This window comes from Streptomyces sp. NBC_00207 (assembly GCF_045160965.1).
In the GTDB taxonomy this organism is placed as follows: Bacteria; Actinomycetota; Actinomycetes; order Streptomycetales; family Streptomycetaceae; genus Streptomyces.
Window position 1 is genome coordinate 1876363 of the sequence record NZ_CP130715.1, and the last position, 17309, is coordinate 1893671.

A 17309-nucleotide genomic window follows, 5' to 3' on the forward strand; every position below is an offset into this window, starting at 1 on the left:
AAGGCCCTGCGTCCATGCCCCGACACCGCCCGCGCCCCGCCTGGCAGGTCGCCGACTTCTTCGCCCTGGAGGGGGAAGCAGAGGTGTACCTCGCCGTGGTGGACGCCTGCGTGGCCGAGCCGGCCGCCGCGCGGCGCCTGAGCGTGCGTCCGCAGGCGACCGCCGAGAGCACCCGTGCGGCCATGCTCACCGAGGCCAACGTCGCACGCGCCGTCGAACCCTGCCGGGACACGCAGGAGCACTTCCGTTCCCTGCTCGAACGGAGGGAACGGCGTCGTCGACGGCTCGACTACCTGCGCAACGGAACGCATCCGGCCACCGTGCTGCTCGCCTCGACCACGCTGCTGACCCTCCTGTTCCTGGCCTTCGCGTCCTGGACCACGGCCCTCGCCGGCGCCGTGATCCCGCTCCTGACCGCCACCGCGGTGTGGCGGCACCCGGTGTGGCGCATGAGCGTCCTGCTGAACCTCCGGGAATGGCGCCTGCGGCCGGCCCTGCTCCTGTTGAGCAGGAGGACCGCCTGGGCCGAGGCCGCCTGGCGCCGGGACCTCCAGGAGAACGGGGTACGCCCCCTCGTCGCCCGGGTGGTGGAAGCACTGCTCGGCGAGGACCACGACTCGCTGCTCCTCGCCGACAGCTACGACGGCCTGCGCTCCCCGCGCAATCCGCAGTACGTGATCGACAGCCCAGCCGCCCGGAGCCTCGCCCGCAAGATCGCCCAGCTGGAGAGCGGCGGGACGATCGCGGTCAGCGGCTCCCGGGGCGTGGGCAAGTCGACGCTCCTGGAAACCTGCGCGAACGACGCCGGGTTCGCGGTCGTCGTGCAGGCACCGGCCACCTACTCCCCGTACGACTTCCTGCTGTCCCTCTACGTCAGGACGTGCGAGAGCTACCTCGTCCACCAGGACTGCGTCCCTCCCGCGTTCGTCCGGCTCTCGACCTTCCGCAGGGCGGCGCGCCGGCTGTTCCCCGCCCTCCGGAACGCGCTCACGGTGCTGGCCTTCGCCCTCGCGGCGGGCGCGCTCGTCGTCCTGGGCCTGGCCGCGAGCGCACGCTCCCTCGCGACCCGGTACGAACGTCCGTTGCGCGCGCACGCGGCGGAGTACGGGCACCGGGCGGCGGACGTGGTGGCGGACGTCTGGCGGGGCGAGCGGATCGGGACCGCCGTTCTCGTCGTCGTCGCCGGCGTCGTCCTGTGGAGCCTGCGGGGGTGGAGCCGGTGGGCGGTCCTGCGCCGGGGTGCCCGGTACGGGTTGGTCGCGATCGGCGGACTGCTGGGCTTGGCCGCGTTCGTCTCGCTGTTCCTCGACGGCGCCGTCCGGAGCGCCGTGGGGAAGATCGGCGAAGACCCGCAGGCCACCCTGCTGCTGTTCGTGGCGCTGACCGGAGTGGCGAATCTGATGCCCGAACGGCAGTGGGAGTACCGGGGGCGTGTGTTCCTCGGTACCGTCGCCCGCGGCCGGATCGCGGTCGGGATGCTCCTCGTGTCGCTCGCGCTGCTCCTCACCAGGCCCGTGGCGCAGGCGATCGTGACCGACCCCGAGAACCCCCTCCGGCTCGCCTGTGTTCTCGCGGGACTGCTGCTGGTCAAGGCGGGCTCCTGGACCCCGCCGGACCCCACGCCGCCCCTCGTGACGGCCTGCCACGACGAGTTGTACCGGCTGCAGACCATGCAGACGGCGTCCTCCGCGGTCACCGCGGGGGCCCCACAGCTCCTCACCACGCACACGGCCTCGCTGTCGACCCTGCCGCCGAACTTCCCCGAATTGGTGTCCGACTTCCGTGACCTGCTGACACGCATCGCCGCCGAGCAGCACCGGCGGGAGGAGCGGGTCGTGATCGCGATCGACGAGCTGGACCGGCTGGGCTCGGACACCCAGGCGCTCGCGTTCCTGAACGAGATCAAGGCCATCCTGGGCGTGCCCCACGTCCACTACCTGATCTCGGTCGCCGAGGACGTCGGCGCCTCCTTCGTACGTCGGGGGCTTCCGCACCGAGGCGTCACCGACAGCTCACTGGACGACATCGTGCACGTCCTGCCGTGCACGCTGGATGAGTCCAAGAAGATCCTCGGGCGCCGGGCGTCCGGTCTCTCCGAGCCCTACAAGGTGCTCACGCACGCCCTCTCGGGTGGCATACCCCGTGATCTCATCCGCTACGGCCTGCGCCTGGACGAGATCACGTCGAAGACCCAGCTCATCGAACTCACCGACATCTCACGTCAGTTGATCCTCGAAGAGCTCGCCGACACGCTCGCGGGCTTCCGCACGCTCCTGGGCAAGCAGCAGTGGACGCCCCGGACCAGCGCGCTCCTCATCGCGTTCCGGAACCTGACGGGCCATCTGCGGGCCGGCTGCCCCTGCGTCTCCCCCGAGCTCCGGCGGGCCCTGGAACACGTGGCCTTCCACGATCTCCACCGGCACCTGGGCGAGGAGGCGGCCGCGGAGATTCCGGACGTGGCCCGGAATCTCATCGACGAGGCGTCGGCGTACGTCCTGTTCTCGCTGACCCTGCTCGACGTCTTCGGCGAGGGTGACCTGGCCCGCCGCCGGGACGAGGCGGCGTCACGGGGCCCGGAAGGGGACCTGGACCTGCTGGGCCAGGCCCGTCAGGAGCTGGAGGTGTCCCCGTACAGCGCGCGACAGCTGATCGGCTCCATCCGTACCGCGTGGCGGCTCCTGGAGGGCCCGGCCGGCGGCCTTCCGCCGACGGTCCCGCCCGCCCGCAGCCCCGGCTGCCCCCGCCACCCGCGCCCGGCGAACTGAGGCCCTGCACAAGCCCTTCCGGCCCACCGGCGCCCTCTCCTACTCCTCGGAGAGGAGGCCGGTCTCCGGCCGGTCCGCCTCCCGAGCTGCGGCCGGGGTCGCGGGCGGGGGTCCGGCGGTGCGGTTCCGGAACGCCGAGACGACCCAGCCGCAGAGGGCGAGGAAGAGGGCGGCGCCGAGGCTGCCGAGGAATTCGGGCAGCGAAGCGCGAAGCAGTTCGTACATGGAGGTGTCCGGGCACGCCGCGGGGCCTCGGCGCGCGCCCGTCCTCTTTCCGTACGACGTGGGCGAAGTGGTCCGGACCGCCCCCCGAGGCCACGGGACGTGAAAGCCCGCGTACCCCTCGGCCAGGACGGCGACCGGTCGAGAGGTGTGCGGTGGGTCCGAACACGCCTGAGGAGTATGCCCTTTGAGAGGACGGCCTGGAGACGGAGTTGCGGCTTCCGGCCCGGCTGCGGTAGTGCGTGCCGCCCCGGCCGGGGCGTGCGGGGGCGGGCGGGCGGGGGTGCCGGACTCGCGGGTAGGCTGTGTGGCGCAGCTGGTTCGCCCCCGTCAGCCGGGCGGGGTGCGTCGCAAGAGGGAACCCGGTGGGAATCCGGGACTGCCCCGCAGCGGTGAGCGGGAACGACCGCCGTCATACGCACTGGGACCGGACACCGGTCCTGGGAAGCGACGGCCAGTAGGAGCCCGCCGGGAGACCGGCAGGCGTGCCCGCGAGTCCGAAGACCTGCCACTGTCCGCATGACGAAGCGTCATGCGGGGGCCCGAGGCGCACCTGCCCGGGGCTTTTCTGCCGCGACTCGCGAAGGAGAGTTGACGTGGCCGACCAGACCGTCATCACCGTTGGGTGCGTTGAGCACGACACCGGCTTCCCCGACGTCCACGTCGACGTCCCGGGGCCGATCCCCTCGTAGGCGAGGGGTCGCCCGGTCGGCCCGTGAAACGCCCTGCCCCAGGCCCGTGGCCGGCCCCCGTGGCCGAGCCGTGCGGGGGACCCCGCCTCGCCGTCCCCCGCAAGCCGTAGCGCGCTTCACCCCGGTCGGCCCGTGCGCCCGTGCGCCCGTTGGCGCCTGTGCCCCCGCGCCCCTGTGCCCCGACGGGGCGTGCAGAACATCCGATCCATCCCGCGGTGAGAGGACCACCCATGCCCCGCAACCACCCGAAATCCGTGCTGTCCGCGCTCGCCGTCGCCCTGCTGACATCCGGCTGCGGAGGCGGCGCCGCGCCCTCCGCCGCCCCCTCGCCGGGCACGACCGCCGAGGGGTTCCCGGTCACGGTCACCAACTGCGGGGTGACCAGCACCTATCAGCGTCCGCCGCAGCGCGCGGTCTCGCTGAACCAGCACGCGACCGAGGTGATGCTGGCGCTCGGCCTGGAGAAGTCGATGGTGGGGACGGGCTATCTCGACGACAAGATCCTCCCCGAGTACCAGGCCGCCTACGACAGCGTGAAGGTCCTCTCCAAGGAGTACCCGTCCTTCGAGGCACTCCTGGAGGCCGAGCCCGACTTCGTCTACGGCGGATGGACCTCCACCTTCGACGAGAAGGAGGGACGCAGCCGGGCCGCCTTCACCAAGGCCGGGATCAACACCCGCCTCAACACCGAGGAGTGCCCCACCGGCCCGGTGGACGTGGCCGCCATGGACGAGGAGATCCGCGCGGTCGCCAAGATCTTCGGCGTGCCCGGGCGGGCCGAGGAGCGGTTGGGGAAGCTGCACGCCACCCTCGACAAGGTCGAGACCGGGCTCGCCGGCGTCACCCCGGTCAAGCTCTTCGTCTACGACAGCGGCGACAAGACGGCCTTCACCGCGGGCGGCAAGGGCATCGGCAACGAGATGATCCGGCGGGCCGGCGGGGTGAACCTCTTCGCCGACCTGGACAAGGCCTTCGGCGACGTCTCGTTCGAGCAGGTGGCGCAGCGTGCTCCCGAGGCCGTCGTCATCTACGACTACGGCGACCAGTCCGTCGAGGACAAGAAGAAGTTCCTGCTCGCCCATCCGGCGCTGAAGGACGTGCCGGCGATCAAGAACCAGCGGTTCGCGGTCCTGCCGCTGTCCTCCACGGTGGTGGGCGTGCGGGTGCCGTCGGCCGTCGAGTCGCTGGCGCGTCAGCTCCACCCGGGCCTCGTCCAGTGACCGGGGCGAAGGCCCCGACACCCGTGGGGGCCGGCCTTCGTGAGGAGGCCCGGCCCGGCCTTCGCGGGGACGGCCGGCCCGGCGCCGCGCGGCGCCCCGGGATCCCGTACGCGGTCGTGCTGGCGCTCCTCGGCGTGCTGGTGGCCGGCGCCGCCACCGCCGGCATCGCGGCCGGCTCGATCAGCGTCCCGGCCGAGCAGGTGTGGGGCATCCTGCTGCACCGCGTGCACCCGTCCCTCGCCGAGCCGGCGTGGACCCCGGTGCGCGAGACGATCGTGATGGACGTCCGCCTGCCCCGGGTCCTGCTGGCCGGGGTGGTCGGCGCGGGCCTGTCGGTGGCCGGGATGGCGCTGCAGGCGCTGGTCCGCAATCCGCTGGCCGATCCGATGCTGCTGGGCGTGTCCTCGGGCGCGTCAGTCGGTGCGGTGCTCGTCCTGGTCCTGAACCTGACGGTGTTCGGGCTGTTCACCCTGCCGGTGGCCGCGTTCTGCGGGGCCCTGGCCGCCTTGGTCGCCGTGTACCTCCTGGCCCGCTCGGGTGGTCGGATGACGACGGTACGGCTGGTCCTGGCGGGTGTGGCCACGGCCGAGGTGCTGTCGGCTCTGGCCAGCTTCCTGATCGTCACCTCGAACGACCCGCACAAGACCCAGTCCGCGCTGCGCTGGATGCTCGGCGGTCTGGCCGGCACCACCTGGACGACGGTGTGGATCCCGGTCGGTGCGGTCCTGCTCGGGACGGCCGTCCTCCTCGGTGTCTGCCGTCCGCTCAACCTCCTGCTGGCCGGGGAGGAGGCCGCCGCGGCCCTCGGTCTGGACGTGCACCGGTTCCGCGGCGCCCTGTTCACGCTGGTGGCCCTGATGATCGGCACGATCGTCGCGGTCAGCGGGCAGATCGGCTTCGTCGGACTGATCATGCCGCACGTGGTGCGGCTGCTCGTGGGCGCCGACCACCGCCGGGCGCTGCCCGCCGCGGCCCTCCTGGGGGCGGCGTTCCTGATCTCCGCCGATCTGGCCGCGCGCACGCTCATGAGCCCGGAGGAGATCCCCGTGGGCATCCTCACCGCCCTCGTCGGCGGCCCCTTCTTCCTCTGGCTGATGCGACGAAAGGCCGCCCGGTGACCAACCGACCGACCGGGGGGCCCGGTTCCCTGCGCGCCGAGGACGTCAGCGTCGTGGTGAACGGCAGGACACTGGTCCACCAGGCGTCCCTTCAGGTGGCGCCCGGCGAGGTGGTGGGCCTGGTCGGCCCCAACGGCGCCGGCAAGTCCACCCTGCTGCGCACCTTCTACCGGGCGGTGCGGCCCACGTCGGGCCGGGTCCTGCTCGACGGCGAGGACGTCTGGCGGATGCCGGGCAAACGCCTCGCCCAGCGGCTCGCGGCCGTACTGCAGGAGACGTCCGGGGACTTCGAGCTGACCGTGTACGACGTGGTGGCGATGGGCCGCACCCCGCACAAGCGGGCCTTCGCCGGCGATGACGCGGACGACCGCGACATCATCACCCGGTCCCTGGCGGAGCTGCGCGTCGACTCCCTCGCGCACGCGCCGTTCGACCGGCTGTCGGGCGGGGAGAAGCAGCGGGTCCTGATCGCCCGCGCGCTCGCCCAGCGCACCGGGACCATGGTCCTGGACGAACCGACCAACCACCTGGACCTGCGCCACCAGCTCGACGCCCTCCGGCTCGTGCGGAGGCTCGGCGTCACCGCGGTCGTCGCGCTGCACGACCTGAACCTCGCCGCGGCGTTCTGCGACCGGATCTGCGTCATGACGGGCGGCCGCGTCGTCGCCACCGGGCAGCCTGCGGAGGTGCTGACGGCGCCACTGCTGTCCGAGGTGTACGAGGTCGAGGCCGAGGTCATCGAGCATCCGCGCACCGGGGTGCCGTTCGTCAGCGTGCTGCCCGGCCGTGAAGGGCCGGCCGGCGGGGAGCCGGACGCAGGGGAGCCGGCCGTTCGCGGGGACTGACCGGTACGCCGCTCACGCGACCCTCGCGGCGGTGCGGGCGACGGGGTGCAGGGCCGCGTACTCCAGCGGCGCCGACGGGTCGATCGAGACGTCGAGCTGCGCCGGAGCCGAGCCCGCCCGCACCAGGAGGTCGCCGACGGCGGCGATCATCGCCCCGTTGTCGGTGCACAGGGTCAGCGGGGGCACCCGCAGCTCGACCCCGGCCGCCGCGCACCGCTCCTCCGCGAGCGCGCGCACCCGGGAGTTGGCGGCGACCCCGCCCACCACGACGAGCGTCCGCACCCCGTACTCCCGGCAGGCGGCCAGGGCCTTGCGCGTGAGCACGTCCGCCACGGCCTCCTGGAGGGAGGCGGCTCCGTCGGCCAGCGGGATCTCCTCGCCGCGGATGCGGTGCTGCTCGGCCCAGCGCGCGGCGGCGGTCTTCAGCCCGGAGAAGGAGAAGGCGTACGGGGCGTCTCCCGGTCGTGTGAGGGGGCGCGGGAACGCCACCGCGCACCCGTTGCCCCCGCGGGCCGCCCTGTCGATGGCCGGCCCGCCCGGGTAGGGCAGTCCGAAGACGCGGGCCACCTTGTCGAAGCACTCCCCCGCGGCATCATCGACGGTGTCGCCGAGGTGCAGGATCGGATCGCGTACGAGGTCCCGTACGAACAGCAGCGAGGTGTGCCCGCCCGACACGATGAGCACCATGCACGGGTTCGGGAGCGGCCCGTGCTCCAGGGTGTCGGCGGCGACGTGTCCGGCCAGGTGGTGCACGCCGTACAGCGGCACGCCGGCCGCGTAGGCCAGGGTCTTCGCACCGGCCAGTCCGACCTGCAACGCACCCGACAGCCCCGGACCGGTGGTCACGGCCACGGCAGTGACGTCCGAGATCCGCAGCCCCGCCTGGTCCAGGGCCTCCTGCACGACCGGGTTGAAGGCCTGCACGTGCGCGCGGGCGGCGATCTCCGGCACCACCCCGCCGAAGCGGGCGTGTTCGTCCATGCTCGACGCCACCACGTGCGCGAGCAGCCGCCCGTCGGACACGATCCCGGCACCGGTCTCGTCACACGACGACTCGATGCCCAGCACCACAGGAGAGCCCACCGGAACCTCTTTCACGCAGATGAAGCAGTTGCAAACACTTCGCAATAAGGTACGCCGCCGGATGGGGTCCGACGCGAACGGGTGTCGGCGGGAACTCGCACCGCACCGCGCACGACTACCTCTCCGGCGGCTCCCGCACGGATGACCGCGACGGGCGCAGCGCCGCACACGTACCCAGGATCTGGAGAGCCGATGACCGGAAGGCAACCCGAGACCCGCCCCCGACCCGACTGGCCGCGTTGGGCGCCGCCGCCGGCCCTGGCCGGCTTCGTCGTCTTCCTGGCGGCCGTGTTCGCCCTCTCCTACGGGGTGGGAGCGGCCGCCGGGCCCGTCGCTCCCGGCCTGCACCGGACCGGCTCCGATGCGGGATCCGGCGGCGGCATGGGTGGCATGGGCGGTACGCATCCGGGGAGCGAGCGGTGACCGCGGACGCCGTGGGCGCCACCCTGACCACGACCGATCTGACCGTCGGCGGCATGACGTGCGCGGCCTGCGTGAACCGGGTGGAGAAGCGGCTGGCGCGGCTCGACGGGGTGACCGCGACGGTCAACCTCGCCACCGGGAAGGCGCGGGTGAGCCATCCGCCGGCCGTGACCGTCCAGGACCTGGTCGAGGCGGTGGAGCGCGCCGGATACACCGCCGAGCCGCCCCCGGCGCCCGTACCGCTCGAGGAGTCCCCGCCTGCTGCGCAGGCGCCCGCTGACGCCGAAGGCGAAGGCGAACGCTCGGAGCGCGAGCGGCTGTTGATCACCGTGCTGCTCTGCGCCCCGGTCCTCGTGTTGTCGATGGCGCCCGCCCTGCAGTTCCGCAACTGGCAGTGGCTGTGCCTCACTCTCGCCGCTCCGGTCGTCGTGTGGAGCGCCCTGCCCTTCCACCTGCGGGCGGTACGCGGGCTGCGGCATTCGGCGGCCACCATGGACACCCTGGTCTCCCTCGGGGTCGTCGCCTCGTTCTCCTGGTCCCTGTACGCGCTGTTCCTCGGCGGCGCCGGCGATCCGGACATGCGGATGCCGTTCACCTTCCTCCCCTCGGCGGGAGGGGAGGTCGCGCACGTCTACCTGGAAGCCGCCGTCGGAGTTCCCCTGTTCGTCCTGGCCGGCCGCCATCTGGAGGCACGGGCCCGGCGCGGCACCGGCGCGGCCCTGCGCTCTCTGGCCGGCCTCGCCGTCAAGGACGTGACCGTACGGGAGGACGGCGCGGAGCGGCGGATCCCCGTGGAACAGCTGCGGGTGGGGCAGGAGTTCCTCGTGCGGCCCGGCGAACGGGTCGCCACCGACGGTGTGGTGGTCTCCGGCAGCTCCGCCCTGGACCTGTCCCTGGTCACCGGTGAGAGCGATCCCGTGGAGGTGGGGCCCGACCGGAAGGTGGTGGGCGCCGCCGTCAACGCCGGCGGACTGCTCCTCGTACGGGCCACCGCGGTCGGCGCGGACACCCAGCTCGCCCGGATCACCCGCATGGTCACCGAGGCCCAGGCGGGCAAGGCGCGGGCCCAGCGGCTGGCCGACCGCGTGGCAGGGGTCTTCGTGCCGGTGATCCTCGCCATGGCGGTCACGGTGCTCGGTTTCTGGCTCGGTGCCGGGGCGGACCCTCAGGCGGCCGTGACCGCGGCGGTGGCGATCCTCGTCGTCGCCTGTCCGTGCGCTCTGGGGCTGGCGACCCCCACCGCGCTGCTGGCCGCGACCGGCCGGGGCGCGCAACTGGGCGTGCTGGTCAGCGGTCCGCAGGCGCTGGAGGCACTGCGGCACGTGGACACCGTGGTCCTGGACAAGACGGGCACGCTCACCACCGGGCACATGAGCGTCGTCCACGTCACCGCGGTCAGCGGCGGCATCGGGCGCGAGGCGGTCCTGCGCCTGGCCGGGGCCGTGGAGCAGGGCTCGGAGCATCCGCTGGGCCGCGCCCTCGCCGCGTACGCGCAGCGCGCACAGGCCGGGGGCGCGCTGCCCCCGGTCACCGACTTCCTGGCCACGCCCGGGGCGGGCGTCACGGGGTTCGTGGAGGGGCGGCGCGTCGACGTACTCTCCCCCGACGACGGCCTGCCGAAGTCGCTGGCGCAGGCGCTGGCCCAGGCGGAAGCGTCCGTGCTCACGCCCGTCCTGGTCCGGGTGGACGGCTTCGACGAGGCCCTGATCGCCCTCGGGGACGTGCTGCGGCCCGGGAGCTACCGGGCCGTGGACCGGCTGCGCCGGCTGGGAGTGGAACCGGTGCTGGCCACCGGTGACCGGGATGCCACGGCTCGTACGGTCGCGGCGCAGCTCGGCATCTCCGCGGTCCATGCCCGCTGCACTCCGGAGGGGAAGGCCGAACTGGTGACCCGCCTGAAGGAGGAGGGGCGCCGGGTGGCGGTGATCGGCGACGGTGTGAACGACGCCGCCGCCCTGGCCTGCGCCGACCTCGGCATCGCCATGGGCAGCGGTACGGACGTGGCGATCGGAGCGGCCGACGTGACGCTGGTGCGCGGTGACATCGAGGCGGTGGCCGACGCCGTCCGGCTGGCCCGTCGCACCCTGGGGACGATCCGCGCCAACCTCGTGTGGGCGTTCGGCTACAACGTGGTCACCGTGCCGCTCGCCGCGGTCGGCTGGCTCAACCCGATGGTCGCCGCGGCCGCGATGTCCGCCAGCTCGCTGCTGGTGGTCGGCAACAGCCTGCGCCTGCGGGCCTGGCAGCCCGCGCCGAAGCGCCACGACGGCGTGGCGGCACCCCGTTCCGGCCGAAAGGACTTCCAGCGATGACCGCTCCCCTTCCCCCCGCGCCGTCGGCCGAGGCGGGGCCCGGCATGCGCCGGCTGCGCGACGGGCTGATCTCCGTGCTCGCACCGGTGACCGCCTGTCTCACGGCCCTGGTCGGGCTGACCGCGTGGACCACGTCGGGAGCGGCGGGCACTCCGGCCCGCATCGAGGTCGGCATCGGGCGGGTCTTCCTGCCGTACGCCGACAGGGAGCGCACCGCCGCGTTCTTCCGGATCACGAACACCGGGGGGTCCGGCGACCAGTTGGTCTCCGTGACCTCCCCCGTCGTGGAGGCGGTGATGCTGAGCCGGCACACGAGTGCCGCGGGGGCGGATTCCATGCGCATGGCCCCCTCGGCGGAAATCCCCGCCGGCTCGTCGCTGCAGATGACCCCGAGCACGCTGGACGTGATGATGACGGTCAAGGGCCGCTGGCAGGTGGGGGACGCCGTGCCCTTCGTCCTGCACTTCCGCAACAGCGGGCCCGTCGAGGCGGTGGCGTTCGTCGTGCGGCCCGGCAGCTGAACCGCTCTCCGCCGCCCATCTCCTCCCGTCTCTTCCCCTCCCGTGCGTTCTCGTCCGATCTTTCCGTCCTCGGGAACCCGGAGCCCGCCCCGTCCGACTACTGCTGCGTAAGGGGCGGACACTGCGGCGAAGTCATCCTGCCGCGGAGGATCGAGGGACGAGTGATGGGCGGGCTGGACGTCCACATGCACGAGGTGGCCTGCCGGCACGGCCGGGTGGAGGCCGTCGCCGAGGTGGATCTGGAGATCGCGGCCGGGGAGCGGGTGGCCCTGACCGGAACGAACGGTTCGGGCAAGACCACGCTGCTGCGGGCCGTGCTCGGCCTCCACCGGCAGGTGTCGGGCTCGATCACGGTCGGCGGACGCGGCACCGGTTCGGCAGCGGAGTGGGCCTGGCGGCGCCGGGCCTGTGCCTGGATCCCGCAGAAGCCGGCCGCCGGGCGCTTCCCGCTGCTCGGCGGGGAGCTGCTGGCGAGCAGCGGCGCTCCGCGGGACGCGGCCGAGGCCGCGGACCGGCTCGGGGTGGGTCCGCTGACCGGGCGGCCGCTGCACACCCTCTCGGGAGGCCAGTTGCAGCGCATGTACCTGGCCCGGGCGATCGGCTCCGTCGCCGCCGGAGCGCAGGTGCTCCTGGCCGACGAGCCCACCGCCGCCCTCGACTTCGACGGCCAGGAGGAGGCGGCGGACGTCCTCACCTCCCTTCCGGTGACCCTCGTCGTGGTGACGCACGACCGCACGCTGGCGGAGCGCTGCGACCGGGTGCTGGAGATGGCCGCGGGCCGGCTGCGGGAGGTCCGGTGACACTCGCCACCGCCGACCTGGGCGAACTCCTGCAGCTCCTGCCCGTGCAACGGGCGGGCATCGCCCTGCTGCTGGCCGCGGTCGGGCTGCCCGTGATCGGCGTGGTCATCGTCGGGCTCGACATCATGCCGGTGCGGTTCGCGATGATGCACGTCGCGCTGCTCGGCATCGCGGTCGGTCTGCTCACCGGCCTCGACCCCATGCTGTGCGCGCTCGTGGCCTGCGCCCTGGCCGGCGCGGGCGTCGCCCCGCTCGCCCGTACCCCGGACGGGCTGTCCGGGGCGATGGGGCTGCTGATGAGCCTGGCCATCGCGGCGGCCCTCCTCCTGCTCGCCGTGTCGGGCGTCAACGCCTCCGGCGCGTTCGCCCTGCTCTGGGGCTCGATCCTGTCGGTGGGCACGGCCGATCTCATCGTCCTCGGGGTGCTCGCCGTCGTGGTCCCCGGACTGTTCTGGTGGCGGCGCCGCGAGATCGGCCTGCTCCTCTACGACCGCGAGCTCGCCCAGTGCTCCGGCGTCCCCGTGCGGGCGCTGACGGCGGCCCTCCTGGTCCTCGTCGCCATCGCGGTCGCCGGGGCCATCAAGCTCACCGGCGCCCTGCTCGTCGACGCGCTGACCCTGCTTCCCGCGCTCGCGGCCCGCCGCCTCGGCAGTTCGCTGCGGTCGATCACCCTGTGGGCGGTCGGCATCGGCGTCGTCGTCAACCTGACGGGGTTCCTGCTGGCCCTGTGGCTGGACTGGCCGCCCGGCCCCGTCCTCGTCCTGACGGCGGGGGCGCTCGTCCTCGCCGTGCACTTCATACCCGAACGGAGAATCAGCTCATGGCGCGCACCGGCGTCCGTATCTCTTCCTTCCTCGCACTGAGCGCGGCAGTCCTCCTCACGGCCGGTTGCGGCAGCGACGGCGACACCGGCACGGCCGCCGCCGACGGCCCGGCGAAGGCCGGCGCCCCGGCCGGGAAGGGCAAGCCCGTGGTGGTCGTGACCACCACCTGGGAGGGCGCGTTCGCCAAGGCCGCGGGGGCCGAGGACGTCAAGGTCATCGTCCCGCAGTCCGTGCACCACGCCCCCGACTACGACCCGAAGCCCTCGGACCTCGCCGCCGTCGCCAAGGCCGACTTCGTGCTGTACGCGCCGTTCGAGCCGTACGCCGCGAAGATCAAGGAGGCCGCCGGCTCCAAGGCGAAGCTGGTCGAGGTCAACCTCGACAACGACCCCGACAAGGTCAAGGCCGAGGTCGACAAACTGGGTGTCCTCTTCGGCACGGCGGACGCCGCCACGCAGTGGAAGACCGGCTTCGACACCGAGTACGCGAAGCTGAACAAGGACGTCCAGGCGGCCTGGCCCGGCGGCAAGAGCCCCTCCGTCGTCTCCCAGGTCTTCACCGCCTGGGCCGCGAAGCTCTCGGGCGCCACGCCCGTGGGCACGTTCGGGCCCGAGGCCGTCACCCCGGCGCAGCTCGCCGAGCTCTCCGCGAAGAAGCCGGCGCTCGTCCTGGACAACGCCCACATGTCCACCGGCACGGTCCTGCCCGACTCCGGCGCCAAGCAGGTCAAGATCGTCAACTATCCGGGCGAGGACCTCGACCTGCTCCCGGTCTACCGCAACGCGGCGGCCGAGCTGAAGAAGGCCATGGGCGCCTCGTGACCGTGCGCCGCACGGCGTAGCGACGACGGGAGGGCACGCGCGGGGCGCGTGCCCTCCCGTCGTCTGCGGGAGCGGGGCCCGGCCGGCGCGGTGCCGGCCGGGCCCCGCCGTTTCATCCGGCCTGGGCGAGCGGGATGCCGCCCCTCTCCGGCTGCGGGACGAGGCCGGTCGCCGGCCGCGGGATGGTGCCGGTCTCCGGCTGCGGACGGACGTCGTTCAGGCGCGCGCGCAGGGCGCCCCGGTCGGGCTTGCCCGCCGGGGTCAGCGGGAGTTCGGCGACGACCAGGAGCCGCTCGGGGAACTTGCGCTGCTCGAGCCCGCACTCCGTGAGGTGCGCGCAGAGCTCCTTCAGGGTTGGCGCGTGCGCCGTGCGGGGCACGACGCACGCTGCCAGCCTCTCCCCCATCACCTCGTCCGCAACGCCCACGCACACCACGTCGCGCACCAGCGGGTGGGTGGCCAGCCGGTGTTCGACCTCGGCGGGGCTGATGTTGGCGCCGCCGCGGATGACGATGTCCTTGAGCCGTCCGACGATGTGGAGGGTGCCCGCCTCGTCGAGGAAGCCGAGGTCTCCGGTGCGGACCCAGCCGTCGGGGGTGCGGTAGCGGGCGTCGAGGTCGGGGGAGGCGACGTAGCACAGCGGGGTCATCGGGCCGCGCGCGATGATCTCCCCGACGCTGCCGTCCGGCAGCGGCTCGTGCGTTTCGGTGTCGGCGATGCGGATGTCGGCGACCCTCGGGTCGGGGCGCCCGGCCACGACGCCCTGGCCGTCGGCGGGCGGGGTGTCGTGGCCCAGTCCGGTGTGGCAGTTGACGCCGTCGGCCGAGCCGTAGAGGTTGACGACCGGGCAGCCGAAGGCGCGGGCGGCGTCCTTGGCCGTGCGCTCGTCGAGCGCGGATCCGCCCAGGACGAGGGCGGTGGGGGCGGGCAGTGCGCCGCCGTCGCCTTCGAGCCGGTCGAGCATCATCCGGACCATCGTCGGTACGCCGAGGATGTGCGTGGGCGCGTGCTCCCGTACCGCCGCGAGGGCCGCTTCCGGGGTGAAGTGGTCGAGGAGGACCAGCGTGCCGCCGTGCCGGGCCAGGGTGACGGCCGTGCCGTTGGAGCCGAAGGCGGAGGCCAGCGGCACCAGGAACAGGCAGCGGGGAGCGGTCCCGTCGGGCATCAGGGAGGCGAGGAAGTTCCCGCGGCCGCCGGCGAGGGCGTTGTGCGAGTACGCGACCATCTTCGGCTCGGCCTCGGAGCCGGAGGAGACCAGGATGCGGGCCGCGCTGTCCGGGTCGGGCCGGGCCGGTACGAAGGCGCTCGCGTCGGAGCGCAGCAGGGCGGAGAAGGCGACCGTCCCCTCGGGGGCCGTCCCGGGCCCGGCGGCGATCACGTGCCGGAGGGCGGGCAGGGCCGGCGCCAGTGTGTGCAGGTCGGCGGCGTGCCGGCTGCCTCGGTGGTCGATCGCGGCGATGACGGCGACGGCTTCGGCGCGGCGCAGCAGGCATTCCGCTTCCAGGCTGCCGCGGCCGACGGGGAAGGGCAGGGCCACCGCGCCGAGGGCGGCCAGGGCCAGGTCGGCGATGACGGCGTTCCGGTGGTTGGGGAGCTGGACGCCGACCACGTCGCCCGGTCGTATGCCGAGGCCGCGCAGGCCGGTGGCCAGCGCGCGCACCTTGCGGTCCAGTGCGGTGTAACAGAGCGGGCCCTTGGCGTCGATGACGGCGGTGGCGTGCAGGTCGGCGATCTGCCGGGCCCGGAAGAGGCTGTAGAGGTCGAGGTCGGGGCAGATGCCGTCGACCACCCAGGAACGGCGGAGGTCGGCGGGCAGCAGGTCGCGCAGTACGAGCCTGTTGGCGGTCATGCGAAGCTCCAGGGGTCGGGAACGGCAGGGGCGCCGTGCGCGTCGCGGCTGATCGAGCCGGTGAAGCGCCGGTCGTGGTGCAGGTCGGCCAGTTCGGTGGTGACGGCGGTGGCCGTCAGGCCGTGCTCCCGCAGCTGCTTGAGGGCGTCCGCGGTGGGCAGTTCGCGCAGGTCGTACGCTCCCGCGGCGGCGGCGCCCTCGTCGGTCGGGGCGATCCAGCCGTCGGCCGTGGGCAGGGGGCGCCGGAATCCGGCCGGGCGGCGGGGGTCCTCGCCCCGGACCGCGCGTCGCAGGGCGGGTGCGGTCAGCGTGTCGGCGGCGCCGAGCAGGGAGGAGTCCACCCGTACGCCGTGGCCGGTGCGTTCGCGCAGCAGGAGTCCGGCGAGGACCGCCTCGGTGCCGTGCAGTCCGCCGAGGACGTCGAGCAGGGTCATCAGTGAGGGGGCCGGGGCCTCGTCCTGGGGGCGGACGGCCTCGCCGACCGCGGTGCGGGCCTGGACCATGAAGTCGGTGCCCATGGGGGCGTCGTCGAGCCGGTCGGCCCAGCCGCTGGTGTACGCGTAGACGAGTGCCGGGTTCACCGACGCGAGGTCTTCGTGGTCCAGGCCGAGTTCGGCGGCCTTGCCCGGGGCCCAGTTGTGGAGGAACACGTCGGCCTCCGCGGCCATCTCGCGCAGCCTGCGCCGGTCTCCGTCGGCCTTGATGTCGATCTCCACCGCCTGCTTGCCCCGGTTGAGGGCGAGCCAGCGCGCGGAGATGCCGGAGCAGGCGGGCGGCATGCCGCGCAGCGGGTCCCCGCCCGGCGGCTCGATACGGATCACCTCGGCGCCCAGGAGGCCCAACAGGTGTGCGGCGAGCGGGGCCTGGATGCGGCGGCCGGCCTCCAGCACGGTCAGTCCGGCCAGCGGACGGCCCGCGGAGGGCCCGCCGCCCGGCCCGGCCGCCGTCCTCGGACGGCCTGCTTCCGGCCCGAGGAGCCGGAGCGCCCAGGGAGCGGCGCCGTCGTCCTCGAGCGCCCTTTCCGCGAGGGTGCGCAGGACGCACACCTCGGAGCCGGAGAGAGCGGCGGCCCGCCGGATGCCCGTCATGGGGACGGCCCGGGTGACCTCGTGGAGGGCCTGCGGGAACGGCGCGCAGGCGGTGGCGTACCGGAACTGGAAGGGCCGCCAGCCTGCCCGGATCGCATCGGCGGGCGCGTCCAGTGCCCGCCAGAAGGCGGCCCAGGCACCCGGGTCGAGGGTCTCGAGCTCGAAGAGGGCTCCCTCGGCGGAGTGGAAGGGCGGTCCGCCGGAGGCGAGTTCGGCGGCTTCGCCCTCGTCGGCTCCGGCTGCGGCGAGGTACTGGGACACCGTCAGCAGGCCCGCCCGGTCCGCGCGGGTGCCGACCTGGGCGGCGGCCCCGCCACGGGCCTGGCCTATCAGGCCGGCGAGCAGCCCCTGCACGGTCAGGACGGCGGTGGCCGTGGCCGCGTAGTCGGCGGCCAGTCCGCGCGGTGACCCGTCCCGGCGGCCGTGTACGGCCATGATGCCGGTGGCGGCCTGGACGGTCGCCTCGTCGACGAGCCCGCTCGCGGGATCCGCCCACGTGACGGTCGCCCGCGCCGGTGCGAAGCCGCCACCGGTGAGCGTGATGCCGTCCGGCGGGGCCTGGCCGGGATGATCCCCGGTCGCGCCGAGCATGCGCAGGTGGTGGGCGACGACTTCCGTGATCTGCGGGGGCCCCGAGGTGTCGAAGCGCAGTGTGTCGAGCGGCCGGACCGTCTGCGTGATGGCTGGTGACGCCATGCCTCTCCTCTCCCGGCGCGGCGGTGGCCG

Annotated in this window: 14 protein-coding genes and 1 riboswitch; of the genes, 10 read left to right on the forward strand and 4 right to left on the reverse strand. The window is 73.8% G+C overall.

Annotation, left to right across the window (positions count from 1 at the left end; genetic code table 11):
* Positions 1-14 precede the first annotated feature (14 nt).
* A complete protein-coding gene (locus OG472_RS09150) occupies positions 15-2765 on the forward strand; it encodes a P-loop NTPase fold protein (protein ID WP_405941296.1) in 2751 nt (916 codons plus the stop codon).
* 39 nt (positions 2766-2804) lie between these two features.
* Here the strand turns inward: OG472_RS09150 and OG472_RS09155 are convergent, their stop codons facing one another.
* Complete coding sequence (locus OG472_RS09155) at positions 2805-2990, reverse strand: hypothetical protein (RefSeq protein ID WP_405828910.1); 186 nt, start codon at positions 2988-2990, stop codon at positions 2805-2807.
* Positions 2991-3287: 297 nt separating this feature from the next.
* Positions 3288-3515: riboswitch (cobalamin riboswitch) on the forward strand.
* Between the two features lie 394 nt (positions 3516-3909).
* Between OG472_RS09155 and OG472_RS09160 the strand changes: the two genes are divergently transcribed.
* The 3 genes from OG472_RS09160 (at position 3910) to OG472_RS09170 (ending at position 6862) form a co-directional block, all read left to right on the forward strand.
* Entirely contained in the window at positions 3910-4899 is a 990-nt protein-coding gene (locus OG472_RS09160; protein ID WP_405941297.1) for an ABC transporter substrate-binding protein, read from the forward strand.
* Between the two features lie 101 nt (positions 4900-5000).
* Complete coding sequence (locus OG472_RS09165; protein ID WP_405834819.1) at positions 5001-6017, forward strand: FecCD family ABC transporter permease; 1017 nt, start codon at positions 5001-5003, stop codon at positions 6015-6017.
* A complete protein-coding gene (locus tag OG472_RS09170; RefSeq protein ID WP_405943157.1) occupies positions 5987-6862 on the forward strand; it encodes an ABC transporter ATP-binding protein in 876 nt (291 codons plus the stop codon). Before OG472_RS09165 ends, OG472_RS09170 begins: the two co-directional genes overlap by 31 nt.
* 12 nt (positions 6863-6874) lie before the next feature.
* Here the strand turns inward: OG472_RS09170 and tsaD are convergent, their stop codons facing one another.
* Positions 6875-7933 carry a tRNA (adenosine(37)-N6)-threonylcarbamoyltransferase complex transferase subunit TsaD gene (tsaD, locus tag OG472_RS09175; RefSeq protein WP_401614126.1) on the reverse strand — a complete coding sequence of 353 codons (1059 nt, stop codon included), beginning with the start codon at positions 7931-7933 and terminating at the stop codon, positions 6875-6877.
* 204 nt (positions 7934-8137) lie between these two features.
* On the opposite strand from tsaD, the gene OG472_RS09180 reads away from it, so the two are divergent.
* The 6 genes from OG472_RS09180 (at position 8138) to OG472_RS09205 (ending at position 13646) form a co-directional block, all read left to right on the forward strand.
* Positions 8138-8368: a hypothetical protein gene (locus OG472_RS09180; RefSeq protein WP_401614008.1), complete on the forward strand. Its 231-nt coding sequence runs from the start codon at positions 8138-8140 to the stop codon at positions 8366-8368.
* A 53-nt stretch (positions 8369-8421) separates the two neighbouring features.
* Complete coding sequence (locus OG472_RS09185; RefSeq protein WP_405943158.1) at positions 8422-10680, forward strand: heavy metal translocating P-type ATPase; 2259 nt, start codon at positions 8422-8424, stop codon at positions 10678-10680.
* Positions 10677-11201 carry a copper chaperone PCu(A)C gene (locus tag OG472_RS09190; RefSeq protein WP_401614010.1) on the forward strand — a complete coding sequence of 175 codons (525 nt, stop codon included), beginning with the start codon at positions 10677-10679 and terminating at the stop codon, positions 11199-11201. The genes OG472_RS09185 and OG472_RS09190 overlap by 4 nt, the downstream gene beginning before the upstream one ends.
* Positions 11202-11365: 164 nt before the next feature.
* Positions 11366-12001, forward strand: coding sequence for a metal ABC transporter ATP-binding protein (locus OG472_RS09195; RefSeq protein WP_383574614.1), 636 nt, complete (start codon positions 11366-11368; stop codon positions 11999-12001).
* The gene (locus OG472_RS09200) at positions 11998-12864 is read left to right on the forward strand and encodes a metal ABC transporter permease (protein WP_401614012.1); all 867 of its coding nucleotides are present in this window, start codon (positions 11998-12000) and stop codon (positions 12862-12864) included. The genes OG472_RS09195 and OG472_RS09200 overlap by 4 nt, the downstream gene beginning before the upstream one ends.
* Positions 12822-13646 carry a metal ABC transporter solute-binding protein, Zn/Mn family gene (locus OG472_RS09205; RefSeq protein WP_401614014.1) on the forward strand — a complete coding sequence of 275 codons (825 nt, stop codon included), beginning with the start codon at positions 12822-12824 and terminating at the stop codon, positions 13644-13646. Before OG472_RS09200 ends, OG472_RS09205 begins: the two co-directional genes overlap by 43 nt.
* Before the next feature lie 112 nt (positions 13647-13758).
* On the opposite strand, the gene OG472_RS09210 is transcribed toward OG472_RS09205, so the two are convergent.
* Both OG472_RS09210 and OG472_RS09215 read right to left on the reverse strand, forming a co-directional pair.
* The gene (locus OG472_RS09210) at positions 13759-15495 is read right to left on the reverse strand and encodes a class I adenylate-forming enzyme family protein (protein ID WP_405941298.1); all 1737 of its coding nucleotides are present in this window, start codon (positions 15493-15495) and stop codon (positions 13759-13761) included.
* Positions 15492-17279, reverse strand: a complete 1788-nt coding sequence (locus OG472_RS09215) for a CoA transferase (RefSeq protein ID WP_405941299.1) — start codon at positions 17277-17279, stop codon at positions 15492-15494. The genes OG472_RS09210 and OG472_RS09215 overlap by 4 nt, the downstream gene beginning before the upstream one ends.
* Positions 17280-17309: the final 30 nt, after the last annotated feature.

Bases quoted from the DNA above. Each gene is read 5' to 3' on its own strand.
- OG472_RS09215 (WP_405941299.1), bottom strand. From the start codon at position 17,279: ATGGCGTCACCAGCCATCACGCAGACGGTCCGGCCGCTCGACACACTG.
- OG472_RS09150 (WP_405941296.1), top strand. From the start codon at position 15: ATGCCCCGACACCGCCCGCGCCCCGCCTGGCAGGTCGCCGACTTCTTC.
- OG472_RS09195 (WP_383574614.1), top strand. From the start codon at position 11,366: ATGGGCGGGCTGGACGTCCACATGCACGAGGTGGCCTGCCGGCACGGC.
- OG472_RS09185 (WP_405943158.1), top strand. From the start codon at position 8,422: ATGACGTGCGCGGCCTGCGTGAACCGGGTGGAGAAGCGGCTGGCGCGG.
- OG472_RS09180 (WP_401614008.1), top strand. From the start codon at position 8,138: ATGACCGGAAGGCAACCCGAGACCCGCCCCCGACCCGACTGGCCGCGT.
- OG472_RS09190 (WP_401614010.1), top strand. From the start codon at position 10,677: ATGACCGCTCCCCTTCCCCCCGCGCCGTCGGCCGAGGCGGGGCCCGGC.
- OG472_RS09155 (WP_405828910.1), bottom strand. From the start codon at position 2,990: ATGTACGAACTGCTTCGCGCTTCGCTGCCCGAATTCCTCGGCAGCCTC.
- OG472_RS09205 (WP_401614014.1), top strand. From the start codon at position 12,822: ATGGCGCGCACCGGCGTCCGTATCTCTTCCTTCCTCGCACTGAGCGCG.
- OG472_RS09160 (WP_405941297.1), top strand. From the start codon at position 3,910: ATGCCCCGCAACCACCCGAAATCCGTGCTGTCCGCGCTCGCCGTCGCC.
- OG472_RS09210 (WP_405941298.1), bottom strand. From the start codon at position 15,495: ATGACCGCCAACAGGCTCGTACTGCGCGACCTGCTGCCCGCCGACCTC.